Source organism: Desulfosarcina ovata subsp. ovata (assembly GCF_009689005.1).
In the GTDB taxonomy this organism is placed as follows: domain Bacteria; phylum Desulfobacterota; class Desulfobacteria; order Desulfobacterales; family Desulfosarcinaceae; genus Desulfosarcina; species Desulfosarcina ovata.
In genome coordinates this window covers 1,334,966-1,347,098 of the sequence record NZ_AP021879.1, presented here as the reverse complement: position 1 = coordinate 1,347,098, position 12,133 = coordinate 1,334,966, and the positions used below count along the sequence as shown (strand labels likewise).

General features: G+C 47.9%; 15 protein-coding genes. All 15 read right to left on the bottom strand.

Going from position 1 to position 12,133, the window contains the following annotated elements:
- Nucleotides 1–75 precede the first annotated feature (75 nt).
- On the bottom strand, nucleotides 76–855 hold the full coding sequence (locus GN112_RS05950; RefSeq protein WP_155309383.1) for a DNA-primase RepB domain-containing protein: 780 nt from the start codon (nucleotides 853–855) through the stop codon (nucleotides 76–78).
- 69 nt (nucleotides 856–924) lie between these two features.
- On the bottom strand, nucleotides 925–1,629 hold the full coding sequence (locus GN112_RS05945; protein WP_155309382.1) for a single-stranded DNA-binding protein: 705 nt from the start codon (nucleotides 1,627–1,629) through the stop codon (nucleotides 925–927).
- A gap of 688 nt (nucleotides 1,630–2,317) precedes the next feature.
- The gene (locus GN112_RS05940; protein WP_155309381.1) at nucleotides 2,318–2,626 is read right to left on the bottom strand and encodes a transcriptional regulator; all 309 of its coding nucleotides are present in this window, start codon (nucleotides 2,624–2,626) and stop codon (nucleotides 2,318–2,320) included.
- An 8-nt stretch (nucleotides 2,627–2,634) separates the two neighbouring features.
- On the bottom strand, nucleotides 2,635–2,955 hold the full coding sequence (locus GN112_RS05935) for a type II toxin-antitoxin system RelE/ParE family toxin (RefSeq protein ID WP_155309380.1): 321 nt from the start codon (nucleotides 2,953–2,955) through the stop codon (nucleotides 2,635–2,637).
- 263 nt (nucleotides 2,956–3,218) lie between these two features.
- Nucleotides 3,219–4,097, bottom strand: a complete 879-nt coding sequence (locus GN112_RS05930; RefSeq protein ID WP_162458801.1) for a ParB/RepB/Spo0J family partition protein — start codon at nucleotides 4,095–4,097, stop codon at nucleotides 3,219–3,221.
- On the bottom strand, nucleotides 4,090–4,848 hold the full coding sequence (locus GN112_RS05925; RefSeq protein WP_162458800.1) for a ParA family protein: 759 nt from the start codon (nucleotides 4,846–4,848) through the stop codon (nucleotides 4,090–4,092). The genes GN112_RS05930 and GN112_RS05925 overlap by 8 nt, the downstream gene beginning before the upstream one ends.
- Nucleotides 4,849–4,861: 13 nt before the next feature.
- Nucleotides 4,862–5,275: a TraM recognition domain-containing protein gene (locus GN112_RS05920; RefSeq protein ID WP_155309377.1), complete on the bottom strand. Its 414-nt coding sequence runs from the start codon at nucleotides 5,273–5,275 to the stop codon at nucleotides 4,862–4,864.
- A gap of 25 nt (nucleotides 5,276–5,300) precedes the next feature.
- Nucleotides 5,301–7,169: a hypothetical protein gene (locus GN112_RS05915; RefSeq protein ID WP_155309376.1), complete on the bottom strand. Its 1,869-nt coding sequence runs from the start codon at nucleotides 7,167–7,169 to the stop codon at nucleotides 5,301–5,303.
- 35 nt (nucleotides 7,170–7,204) lie between these two features.
- Complete coding sequence (locus GN112_RS05910; RefSeq protein WP_155309027.1) at nucleotides 7,205–7,897, bottom strand: hypothetical protein; 693 nt, start codon at nucleotides 7,895–7,897, stop codon at nucleotides 7,205–7,207.
- 180 nt (nucleotides 7,898–8,077) lie between these two features.
- Nucleotides 8,078–9,055: a type IV secretory system conjugative DNA transfer family protein gene (locus GN112_RS05905; protein WP_155309375.1), complete on the bottom strand. Its 978-nt coding sequence runs from the start codon at nucleotides 9,053–9,055 to the stop codon at nucleotides 8,078–8,080.
- Nucleotides 9,055–9,786, bottom strand: coding sequence for a hypothetical protein (locus GN112_RS05900; protein WP_155309374.1), 732 nt, complete (start codon nucleotides 9,784–9,786; stop codon nucleotides 9,055–9,057). Before GN112_RS05900 ends, GN112_RS05905 begins: the two co-directional genes overlap by 1 nt.
- 36 nt (nucleotides 9,787–9,822) lie before the next feature.
- A complete protein-coding gene (locus GN112_RS05895) occupies nucleotides 9,823–10,056 on the bottom strand; it encodes a hypothetical protein (RefSeq protein WP_155309373.1) in 234 nt (77 codons plus the stop codon).
- 20 nt (nucleotides 10,057–10,076) lie between these two features.
- Nucleotides 10,077–10,700, bottom strand: coding sequence for a hypothetical protein (locus tag GN112_RS05890; RefSeq protein ID WP_155309372.1), 624 nt, complete (start codon nucleotides 10,698–10,700; stop codon nucleotides 10,077–10,079).
- Between the two features lie 14 nt (nucleotides 10,701–10,714).
- Nucleotides 10,715–11,080 (bottom strand): hypothetical protein, encoded by a 366-nt coding sequence (locus GN112_RS05885; protein WP_155309371.1) that lies wholly within the window; start codon nucleotides 11,078–11,080, stop codon nucleotides 10,715–10,717.
- 16 nt (nucleotides 11,081–11,096) lie between these two features.
- Complete coding sequence (locus GN112_RS05880; protein ID WP_155309370.1) at nucleotides 11,097–11,810, bottom strand: hypothetical protein; 714 nt, start codon at nucleotides 11,808–11,810, stop codon at nucleotides 11,097–11,099.
- Nucleotides 11,811–12,133: the final 323 nt, after the last annotated feature.

The window sequence follows — 12,133 nt, the reverse complement described above, 5'->3', positions numbered from 1 at the left end:
GGAGAACACCACCGTATCGGGGAACCATTGCGGTACCCCGGATTTGGGGTTGGATTTAAGAATTAGACCTCTTCTTTATTGATTGATGATCTCGACGGCGCGCCTGATCGTGCGCTGAAGGTAAGCGGCCTGGCGCCGTTGGCCTTTGTGGTGGGTCCAATCTTTTCTTTCTTGCAACAGCCTGTCGGCGATGACTTCCGGATCCGTTCCCCGGCGAAGCAATGCTAGCGCATAGGCAAAATCGGTTGCCGACTCATCCCCGCGATCGTAATCGGTACGCAAAATGGGGTTGCCCGATAGACGTTGCTCTATTGCTTTTACCTTGATTGGCAGCCGATCAACTGTTCTTTTCGGCAGGGTTACCTTCGGTACTTGGGCCACTTTTTCCCAGTCCACCCAAACAAGCCGGGAGAGGGGAAATCGTCCATTTTTACCATACTTTGGTTTGCAATTGCGGAATCCCGGACAGCGGCCCCAACGCAAATTCGGATCGCAGGCGGAATCTGCGCGGAAAAACCTGATCCAGTATCTTTTTTCCGGATTGCTGATGCTCCGGCCGGCTTTGATCCATACCTGAAAATTGCCGGGGCTGGTTTCCACCACGAGACGTCCGGGTTTAAAACGTTTCAACTCCTTTTGGTGTAGCAGCCTGTTTCCCGGGATATCATCCAAAAGCAGGAAGCGGCTTTCATCCTCAGGCTTTATGAAGATGTGATAGCCGTTGGCGTTCATTGCTTTCAAATATCCCAGCTTATTCACTGAGGGCGAAAGCGACCATAGCCCTCTGTCCGGATTCAGGATACCGATTTTCCATGCGCTAAAATATCGTTCGAGTTTTCGAAAAATTCGTTCCATCGATAACCTCACACCATGCTAGACCCCTGGATCCAAGGATATATTCCATTCGGGATCCAGGGGCACTGATTAAAACGGAATATCGTCATCCGCATAATCATAGGATGCGGATTCGTGGTACTCACCTGATTCTTGCTTTTTGGGCCTGGCGTCCAGCGCGCGCCACCGGTGTGCGACAACCCCCGTGGCATGGCGGGTTTGCCCATCCTTGTCGTATTTTCTCGTTCGTACTTTCCCTTCCACATAGACCAGCCGGCCTTTGCTCAATATTCTGGCCGCGTTGTCCGACAGACCGTTGAATGTGGCAACGCTGATCCACTGGGTAGTGTCATTACCTTTGAAATATTCGTTACATGCCAAAGAGAAGTGGGTAATTCCCTCCTTGGGAGTCACCGGATCCTGTCCAAGACGGCCGACCAAGGCGATCTCATTCTGGTCCAGATCCTTAAGTGATTGTCTTCCGGTTTCAGGCAAAATTCGAAGCTGCCTGGCCCGGATTTCAAAATAGTAGCGGGTTTCATCATTCTTTGTGTAGCTGCCTGTGTTGGCCGATCCCTGAACAAACACGAGCGTGCCTTTGGCCACACTATTCATCTGTTCGGCAACGGAACCAAAAGCAGCCACATTCACCCACTCGGTTCGTTCCTGCGGTTCGTTGTTTTTGCTTTTCCATGTCTCCTTTACCGCCAATTGAAATCGACAGGCGGTTTGCTCGCCACCGATAAAAAATGTGGCATTTTGTCCCAATCTTCCGATGATGATGGCCTTGTTCATAAGACGCTCCTTTCGTTTGCCGGGCACAAAAAACACCTGTAGCGCTGAAAATGCGCACAAGTGCTTTGGTCCCTCGTTAATGGATGTTTATTGGAGGCTTTTGATCGTAATTTGTGGGGTGTGGATATGACACGACCACCGAATGGCAATTCTGCTGTTTGGCTTGGCCGTTGCAGAAAAGCATCTACCCAAGGTTTGGCTTATGCCGTTTTGGGAATGGCGGCTGATTGATTGACACCGATCCATTAAAAGAAAGAATGAATCTGAAATAAGGATTATTCAGGAAAAATCCTGTCATCCCGAGGTCCGCTCAGCGGCGGAGGGAACAATGAAATGAGATTTCATTGAGCGAATAATTGCATAAATTTTAAAGAAAAAGACATGGATCGTCAAGTAAAAATTTACTTCTTAGCGGCGTATTTATAAACCAGAATTCGTGTATCCTTGTTAATTCTACTTTGTCACAGATTCAAACATCATAGATTTATCCAAGATTTCAACAGTGTGCGGAAGATGCTATTTGCATTTTTAAACAGTACTTCAAAAGCATCTTTCCTTTGACACACGAAAGAAGCGAAAGGGGATGAGCTTTATCCCTGAGCGAATATTAAGGGGAAACTCGCGTTTTTTCTCTTAACCAATTGATTAGCTATTTAAATCATCAGCGCAAGCAAAGGGTCATTTGAGATCACGCGACTTTTAAATCCAAGTTCTCACGTTTCTTGCACGCTCCCAGCAAATTAATGAAATTATTCAAAGTCGGATTCCCACGGGGACCAACCATACGTCGTATGCTTTTTTCGTCCTGGGCAAGCTCTTGTGCAATGGAAGGTAACGCTTCAGTGGCATTAATATAGTCCCTGAGCAAGGTTTTCCCTGTGCTGATATCGCCATCGAGGAAGGCGTTTGTAGCCTCGATGATAAGTTCCTTGCGGTATTCCGGATCTTGTTGTGCCCGCAATTGCACGGTCTCTTTAAATTTGCGTGTCAGTGCCATGATAATCTCTACTTTCTGACCTTATGATCGGCCCAACGGGCTTTGGCTGCCTCAATGTCCTTAGATTGCCGCCGCTTGCTTCCTCCGGCCAGCAAAAGGATAATGTTTTTCCCGTCATAAGCGAAATATATCCGGTAGCCGGGACCAAAATTGATTTTGTACTCATAAACGCCGCCGCCCACGCTTTTAACGTTTGACGTGTTGCCGTTCTCAAGCCGGGTAATCGCCGTGGTAACTTTGGCGGCTGCTTTGGCGTCCAAACTGAAAAACCATTCACGAAACAGGTTTTGATCAATGTCATTGGTATATTCAATGATTTCGTATATCATAAATATAAGTAACCTTCGTGTTACCATCTGTCAACACCAACATTCGAAAGCGTTTTGGGGCCTTTTCGATGTTATTAAGCGACTTTTGATGTAATGCTTGGAAATTCCACTTTTATCCGGGATGAATCAACCAGTTCGGTTTTCCCTTTGTACCGACCATTGATACCAAAAAGGAGCTATGGGCCTATCCATCGATCAGCTCACCGACTGATTCTTTCATTCTCATTGGCACGGGCCTCTTGCTCTCTCAACTCACCGCCGGTTTATCTGCACTTACCAGAAATCTGATTGACCGCTTCCTTTAAAGCAACCCGAACCATGTTCGTCTTGTTTTCGGAAGGATGCTTCTCCATAAACCGTACCGACACCGTAAACCGTCCCTTTTTTGATCGCCAAGTCCACTGGCTGAAAGTCTCATTGTGATCCGGCTTTTGGACCTCGCCCTGTCTGGTTTGATTGCGGATATCCCGAACGGTCTTTTTCCCATCGGATGCCATCTTCAGGATTTCAATCTGCTTTTCAGGTTCCGTTTCCCGGGATGCCTGAATCTGAACCTCTTTGGAAAGTTCAGACGTCTGAACTTTCTTTTTGGCTTCATCGGAGAGTCGCTCCAGGCCCAGGACCTGACTGACATAGCTTTTTGATTTATTGATCAGTTTTGCGATTTCGTGTTGGGTGAACCCGAAGGTCTGAACCAATCGCCGAATGGCTGCGGCCTCTTCCAGGGGCGGGATATCTTCCCGCTGGATGTTGGCAATAAACTGCATGAGAAAGCGGGTTTTATCATCGGGTTGTTTGATGATGCAGGGAAGCGTGTCGAGACCGGCGATCTTGGCGGCCAGATAACGCCGCTCTCCACTGATGATCAGGAAACCATCTTCATTTTCAGAAAATTGGACCGTTATCGGATCGATGATGCCGCCGATCTCGCGGATGGATCGGGCAAGGGACTCAAGGGTTTCCTGAACAAAGGTTTTTCTGGGTTGGTTCGGGTCCGGCTGGATACGCTGGATTTCAATCCACCTTGCCTCCCGGAGCGGGCGGGTATCTAAACGATCGCCCCTATTTGCAGCTGTATCCAATGTCGAAGGGACCAGGAAAAGAGATCGGTCCCGGGCATCTTGAGAGAAATCCTTAGCCATACATGACCTTCCTGCCAAGCTGGCGAAACACCTCGGCATGCTCGCTTTTGGGATAAAGCATGGTAACCGGTGTCCCCAAGGTGACGGCTTCCACATAAACAACGGCATCTTTCAGCACCTGATCAAACACCCGATTGCCCAGATGGTTTTGGATCATGGCCTTGAAATCCTGTTCGATACGCCGACGGCCATCGTATCTATTGATCAGGTAACCCAAAATCTCCAGCCGGGGATTGGCCCGCTTTTTTACCTTGTCGATCAACCCGTGGACATACCCCGTGCCTTTGACACTGTAATCCTGGGCCTCCAAAGGGATGATCAGATCTTTAACAGCTGTTAATACCGACCAGGTGGCCAGTCCTAAATTGGGAGGAGAATCAATAATGATCACATCGTATTGACCATTGATTTCATCAAGCCTGTCGGCCAGATAATAGTGAGCGTCCCGCTCGGATTGAAGTTCGCTTTCCAGTTTGGCCAGACTCAAATTGGAAGGAAGGATCTTGATGTTGGCATATTGGGTCCGATGTACTGCCTCTTCGATGGATACTCCATCATCCCGGATCACATCCGTGACCACCAACGGCAGGTTATGGATATCGGGCAAAAAGGAAGAACTTAAAGATCCTTGCTGATCCATGTCCACCAGGAGCACTTTCAGATCCATCTCGGCCAGGGCTCCGGCCAGACATAGGGTGATGGTGGTTTTGCCCACACCGCCCTTATTGTTGCAGATTCCGATCTTTTTCATGGAGGATTCCTTTTTAAACCGCATTGGAGATAATGTCAGGGTACTCCACCTTTAATCTGGACGGTTTGACCAGTTCGGTCTTTCCCTTGTACCGGCCATTGATGCCGAATAGAAAGAAGATACGTCTGTTCAAATTGAGTACATCTTCCGGGCGCACGGCCGCTTCCTCCGAACAGCGCATGGTGATACCGCCCCCCAACTGAAGAAAAGGATCGTATTTCTTTCGAGTACCCGAGGAATCACTGACATACCTGGCTGTCAAGGGGTCGTTGACGCGCATGAATATCTTGGTATTCAGGTTGTCCAGGATCTTACGGGCCATCTGATCGCCGATGGCGGCGGTAATATCAGCCAGCGATTGGGTGAACACGCTCACCATGGCGCCGGCGCCGCCGGCCTTGTTGAATAGATCCTCCTTAAGCGTCATTTTGCGGTTGGATTTTCCATTATTTTCAACACGCGACGCGCGGAGCGCGGCTTCTGGCTGCCTTGATGATGCGTTGATTCATATTTTCCGTTCTTACAACATGGCGATCAGCGGAAGATAAAGCTGAAGTGGAAAGTTGAAGTATTTTATCCAGATTTGACATCTTTTGGGACGGTAACCCTTTTTCTTTTCTCCGCGCTTCTTCTTTATCGAGTTGTGCAAAAGCAAGAGGAAGACGATCAATGGATCCGCAAACGGCACTGACATAATCGGGTTGGTTCAGATTGTACACCAGCGCTGCCTCAGCCGGTAATCGTTCAAAATCATGTGTGAGGTTTTTCCGCCCACTCCTGCGTCGTTCGCCATGTTTTATGGTGCCGAAAAAATTTTCTATAATTTCGTTTGTACGACTCACAAGTCGCATTCGAGAAGGGGCGTTCTCCGGTAACGTAATAACGTGGCCCCAAAGGTGTTCGCCATGAACATCGATATGTTTCAAGATGATATCAATGGCATCACGCATATCTTGGGCCGGGCCTCTTTTGGGACGACGTTCTTTGAGCGATGCCGTCCAATCGTAAAATCGTTTCCGCATCAAATCAATGTCTGCCACTGTTTCATTTTCGGGCAGTTTTTTCGCGGTCCGCAGTTGATCCCGCAATTCATCGAATAGCTCAGCACGGCGTTGAAGACGCTTGATGATGTGACGAAAAGGAACTTCACATGCAACTTTGGTCAAAATCCGGCCAAGCCGTTTGAGTGCACCCGTTACTTTTCGATCATCGGATGGGATACGAAGAAACGCATCAATCGCTTTTGATCCGATCATGCAGCGGTTAAAAAAATCGAAATAGGGTCGGTCAAATGGAAAATCCAGCCCGGAGGCGTCGGCATGATAGTCGATCACCCATTGGCTTAGCGCACGGACAACCGCTATCCCATTTTTTCCCGGCGGCAATTGATATGTATGGTCTTCCATCTCTTGCCATGCAATAACCGTTTGCCGAGCATCATCGATCTGTAAACCAATCTTTCCGCCGAACTCGCGAATCAGGCGCTTAATGTCGGCCTGAACCTTGGTTCTGCGAAAAAGGTCGCGAAGGGCACAATGGTCAGAATTTAAAAGATCTTTGCCGATATCCGCCAGAAAATGCTGATGGCAGGCCAAAACAGGGATCTCCAATCCCAATTCGGAAACCAAATCGTTCAGCGCCGGTGTGACCGCTCGCCCTAAATCTCGCATCCCCGCACAAGGCGGGCCGAATCTTTCAACGGTGTCGCGCAGACATGGCAAAATAAGTTCAGCTTTCTCAGTGGCTATCTTCCATGCGCCAAGCACCCATTTTCGCCAACCGGCCATCACAACAAAAAGCGTGCCTCGGCCGTTTTCTCCGCTTGCATCGATGTGCATCGGCCATCCACCGTCATTTTCCAATATTTTTCTTATGCGGTCGGCTTTTGCATAATGAAGCCGTAGAAAATATTGTGAAAACCGCATGGCCAAGTCACTGACTTCACCAGCTGAGATACGAATGCCATAGTCGTCATTGAGCGCTGCCATGATCTCTTCTCGCTGCCGATGTTCAAGCAACCGCTGGCGTCCGACAAAAACCATCAAATCATAGCCGGCATTGCAGTTTGGCATAATAGTTTGCGACACGGATAAAGATCTTTGGGTCACCAAGGTGCCGACGGGATGATGGCATCGGCCGGCACAAACATACACTGTTTCACATACTTCGAATACTCCATGTCGAAGGGTCCTGCCTTCATGGCGGTATGTTTTCTGAACTTTCATTGGGCCATGACAGATTTCACAGCGTCCACGCTCCTCTTTGGCCGAAACAACAACATCGGTCAGTCCGAAAGCCTGTTTACAACAACGGTCATTCAAACGACGCGCCTCATCTCTCAAATCGCTCAGGACGTTTAAGGGAGGCTTGCCGTTTTTTTTTCTGTCGGGATCCCGTGTCGAGTAAAAATCTGTTTGACTTGCTCGACTGTAACCGACATCCCTCGTACGTCCAGGCGCTCAGCAACCAACGTTGGAGACACCCTGATCTTTACGGTTTTAAACGCTTCAATCAGCACGGCGATGGTTAATTCTGCTGATGGTGGTTCAACAACCGGTGCTGTCTTTTGCAAAAGAAAACGGCGCGTATTTAACTGCAGTTGTGCTTTTTCAGGATTTGCATCTGTATATAGAAAGAAACGTTCCAGCCGACGGCGACCGATCTGATTGTTTTTAACCAGCCCATGCAGTGCATTATGCAACGTGTTGGGAATTCTTATTTTCAACAAATTCAGCATTTCTTTGGGCATCATGCCGGCATCTGAAGAATGGACGATTTTGATGATGGTGTTTTTCAGCGTGCCATATTGTGAAAAACCAATCCCCTTATGAAACCACAATCCCCACTCATCAAAAATCGGTACATCCTGAAGCGTATAATAACGACCGGCATCCGTAAAACTCGTTAAATATCCCATGCGTTTGAGTCTTCGAAAAACACTCATTCGCGACGTCGTTTGAAGTAAATGATATAACTGGCCAATATCTGCGATATACTTCTTATTGAAAAAGTTCCGAAGTACTGTCTTGGATTCTTCAGGTGAGAGCATATGGCCTCATGATACAATTATTTGTTTGAATGTAAATTATTCAAATAATCGTATCAATTTAGCTCTCCCATGTCAATCCTCGGGTTTAATAATATCAAATGGTTACATTTTTTAGTGCCGCCATAATCATCGAACAGCGATACAATTATGAATGAATACAACGATATATTTGCTTACATTTCAGTGGGTTAAAAAATCCAACTGCATTCTGACCCTGTAGAGATCCTCGATGCCCATGTAGCAGGCGTTGGAAAATTCATCGATATAGATGGATAGGGGAGGATCAATCTTTTGACCCGACGCAAAACGCCGGCCGATGAAACTTTGGATCATGGAGATCAGAATCCGAGCCATCATGTCGCTGACCTTACCGGAGAGCATGCTGCCGGTCTGAACCACAAGGATGACCCGTTGTCCGTTTTCCAGGCTTTTCACGAAGCGATTGGAACGGGCTTTGCCGATAATCCTGCCCATATTGCCAATGGATAAAGCCGTCAGCACCGTGCGAAGAGAGGAAGTAACCTTCCCGAAAAACTCTTCCTTGGCCTGAAGAATTTTGTTGGCAATGTGAACGATCTCCCGTGTACCGGGATCTTCAATTTCGGTCAATGCACTCATCAGGTTCTCTATTTCCTCAGCACCGCATCGTCTGCTGATTTCCGCGAAATTGATGGGCAACTCTGGATCTACCTTCGCCTTCAATGCCAACAGGCTTAAAACGATCATGAGTGTCGTTTCATAGGCTACATTATGAAAATAGGCATCCTTGGCCTGGACGCCTGCGACCACATGATTGACGATTTCTTCCGGACTGAAATAGTAGGCCAGAGGGTTGATCGTGGCCGAAAATTCGGGGTAGATGGGGTTGATCAGGCACAGTTCGTTGCCTCTATCGTTATCATGCGCAATCTGTACGATTTTTGAAAAAAGCTCCAGATCCCCTTTGGGGTCCACTATGACGACGCTATAGCCCTTGGCGATGTCCTGGGCGACCATGTTCTCTATCAACTTGGATTTGCCGATGCGGGTAGTGCCGAAGCATCCGATGTGGCCGATCCGGTCTCTGTCCGGGAGTTCGATCCTGCGGATGGCACCTTTTAAATCGTGTATAGGCACACCCCGGCCGATGAGGGTGCTACGCTTTCGTGACCAGAACATTATTCCATCCAAAATCGTTCGGCTTTTTTTCGCTGATACGCCCGGTAAAGGGAAACCAGCCAGATCGTGAAAAATGGGGCCAGTATCGCTCCAGCAAAAATGGCCAGAATTCGAAAGGCGGTGATCAAAAGGTGTTCTTTCATTCTGCTGATGGTCAAAAAAACACCGTGTCCGAAGCCGACATTAATTTTTGCCAATGCACGACCCAAACCATAGGCAACGACATCGTTGTAGTTGTAAAAGGCAATCAACAAAACGAAAATGATGATGGCCTTGATGATCAAACTGAACATGCGACCCACCAAAAGTGCATCGACGGCACGTTTGGCAATTTTGCCTATCCGATATCGGCTCAGATAGGAGCAAAGCGTCACCGCGATGATAACGGGCAACAGGTTCAACATCCACAGGAAGGCACGCGATCGAGCCAGCGGGAAGCTGAGGGAGACCAGCTCCATCAGATACTCACTGTGCGTGAGCGGCATGATGATGGCCAACAGAAGCGCAAACACCATGCCTTCGATAAAGCCGTTGCCAAATCCGATGCTGAAAAAGTTAAGCGATCCGCGAAGGGTGAGAAAATCTTCGGGAATCTCGTAATCCGATCTTTCCATGACGGCAAATTGTTGAATCTGCGAAATGGCATCGACGATATTCTTGAAATAGGTGCGCGTGCCGGCACTAGCGTTACTGCCAATGGGAATCGCGTTAATATTTTCGTCTTTGGGCATGTCGCAACCTTAAAGCACACGAACAGGGTTGGGGATTCAATAGGGCCAGTAGACCACTATCCACTGCCTTAAATAAGGGATGGCGACAGCAACGGCCATTGTGATGAAGGCAATGATGATATTCCGGTCGATGACCGCATAGATTATCCCCGCAAGAAAAAAAATGCCTGTCGCCATCAGGGTTGGATCGAATTCCGGGTATCGCTGCTGGATTTCCATCCGATAGTGGAATCCGGCAATCAGAACCAAAAGTGCTATGATACCGATCACGGCTTTTACCCTGGGGAAAATCATAGTTCTATCTTTTTAATGGGTTTTATGCTTTTCAGACGGCGGCCGTTTTCAATGATGGGTAGCTTGCTTTTCGATTTCTCACTTTTTTGGCAGGGGTGCGAGTAGAGGTAGATTTTAGCGGGCAAGCCCGCATCGAACCGCATTATGTATTTGCCGCTTTTCAATATGCGTCTGGATTGAAAAAAATCGATGACGGCTTGGGGCTGCATGGGTTCGAGATATTTATCCTGCCGTTGACGGTTCAATGCCCGGGCAACGGTGTCGAGGCTATAGTATGCATTTCCGTTGTACCGGAAGGCTGAGGTCTGGTTTACGTCCAATTTAACCTTCAACTCCGAAAAAAAACGTTTTTCATCAAACCATGCCGCGTTGTCATCTACTAAGATCCCTTCCTTTGGTTTAGAATCGGAGTTAATTATCCGGTCTTCCAAGTTTGTATTGCTATCGGATCCGCCGCCCACCGTCCTCTTTTGTGAGTCATCGGAATTGCCATCAGCAGTCTGACCATTACCTGTGATACCTTCATTGGGATCACGCCAGAGGGGTGCCAGGTCCACAATGGATATGGTGCGGACGTTCGAAGAACGGGATCTCTTTTTCTTTGAGAAAAATTCAAACATATCGTTGTGGTATTTTAAGTCTCTGTTGGAGTGTCCATCGAATCCTGATTATTCTTCTTTTTCATGGATTTGTAGGTGCGTGAGGGACGATAGCCGATGCCCACCTTAGATCCGATGAGTTGCAGATGGTCCTCGAGACCGAATATGATTTTATAGTATTCATCCATGTAACGGGTAAAATCCTCGATGGTAATCGATCGCATCAATTCATCCCTCAGTCTGCTGATGATGATGTCCCCCTGGCGGGTGATATCGGCCATCATGTAAGTGTCCGAGGTGTTGGCCATGATTACCCGAGATCGGGGATGTTTGGCCATTTCGATGAAAAAATCCCTTCCTTTCGTCGGTCCGTTGCTGGGGCTTTTTTGTGTCTCCGTCATTGTCCACTCCTTTTCCTCAAGAATAAAATTGAAGGTATTCTCCTGCCAGGGATTGGCGAATCTCCTTGGAAAAAAACAAGCTCCACCTGAATCGGGGTGCAGTTGTTCGAATCCAGGATTTGATGCCCGGCAGGCGCCGATAGCATTTGAACCGGTACTTGGGAAATTTGCTTGATAGAACGAACTCTGGAAGACTTTTGGACCTGCGCGATAATTGAATCCGGACATTTTCACCATCCATCCGAACCCGCTTTACATGAAACAAATGGGTTTTCCCAAGCGAGTAGTTTTCGCGTTTGATTGCGTCCCTAATATCCAATTTACCTGTTTCCCCCTTCAAACTGATTTTGTAGTGGGTATGGTGCACTTCGGTGATGGTTCCAAGTACGATTTTGCGTTCAAGGGGTTTCCATTTGAGATATGATTCCAGCGACTCCTGACCCGCCATAAGATTTTCTAATATGGGCCGGGTCATCTGTTTGATTTGGGGCGGCAGACGCCTCAGCGGTACCGAAATCGGGATGTCCTTTGAATCGCAGGAATCAATATGCCCATTGAACCGTGCAATCCATCTTCGATGAACAACAGGATCGAAGAGAATGCAGGCGCTTTGGGTGTCGAAATTGACAATACAATCCCGTACCTGAAAATACTGGATGATGGCCGTTTCGATGGCCTGGTAGGCAGTGCCCTCCGTGATTTCATTCAGGTTTATTGATGATTGCTCCATGGACTCGACGATCCCGTATTTTTATAAATGTCCTGGTAAAGTATTCATCGCTTGTATTCCATCCCGTCAAACAGGTATTCCCATGACCGTGGATTGTAATCGTGTGCGTGACGCCATTTGCTGATCCGATCCACACGCCTGCCAATGGACCACTGTCCTCAGACGATGAGAAGTTATTTGATACAGAAGAATCCGACGACCCTCCGCAACCGAGCAGGCCAAGGAGACAAGGAGACAAGGTATCATCAGTAAAGTGATTAGGCTTGTTTTCACGGGGCCATCTGACACTTGTAATCTGCAGACCTAAAATGAAGTTGTTTTTA

Bases quoted from the DNA above. Each gene is read 5' to 3' on its own strand.
- GN112_RS05910 (WP_155309027.1), bottom strand. From the start codon at position 7,897: ATGCTCTCACCTGAAGAATCCAAGACAGTACTTCGGAACTTTTTCAAT.
- GN112_RS05950 (WP_155309383.1), bottom strand. From the start codon at position 855: ATGGAACGAATTTTTCGAAAACTCGAACGATATTTTAGCGCATGGAAA.
- GN112_RS05925 (WP_162458800.1), bottom strand. From the start codon at position 4,848: ATGAAAAAGATCGGAATCTGCAACAATAAGGGCGGTGTGGGCAAAACC.
- GN112_RS05885 (WP_155309371.1), bottom strand. From the start codon at position 11,080: ATGACGGAGACACAAAAAAGCCCCAGCAACGGACCGACGAAAGGAAGG.
- GN112_RS05905 (WP_155309375.1), bottom strand. From the start codon at position 9,055: ATGTTCTGGTCACGAAAGCGTAGCACCCTCATCGGCCGGGGTGTGCCT.
- GN112_RS05880 (WP_155309370.1), bottom strand. From the start codon at position 11,810: ATGGAGCAATCATCAATAAACCTGAATGAAATCACGGAGGGCACTGCC.
- GN112_RS05930 (WP_162458801.1), bottom strand. From the start codon at position 4,097: ATGGCTAAGGATTTCTCTCAAGATGCCCGGGACCGATCTCTTTTCCTG.
- GN112_RS05945 (WP_155309382.1), bottom strand. From the start codon at position 1,629: ATGAACAAGGCCATCATCATCGGAAGATTGGGACAAAATGCCACATTT.
- GN112_RS05900 (WP_155309374.1), bottom strand. From the start codon at position 9,786: ATGCCCAAAGACGAAAATATTAACGCGATTCCCATTGGCAGTAACGCT.
- GN112_RS05920 (WP_155309377.1), bottom strand. From the start codon at position 5,275: ATGACGCTTAAGGAGGATCTATTCAACAAGGCCGGCGGCGCCGGCGCC.
- GN112_RS05890 (WP_155309372.1), bottom strand. From the start codon at position 10,700: ATGTTTGAATTTTTCTCAAAGAAAAAGAGATCCCGTTCTTCGAACGTC.
- GN112_RS05940 (WP_155309381.1), bottom strand. From the start codon at position 2,626: ATGGCACTGACACGCAAATTTAAAGAGACCGTGCAATTGCGGGCACAA.
- GN112_RS05935 (WP_155309380.1), bottom strand. From the start codon at position 2,955: ATGATATACGAAATCATTGAATATACCAATGACATTGATCAAAACCTG.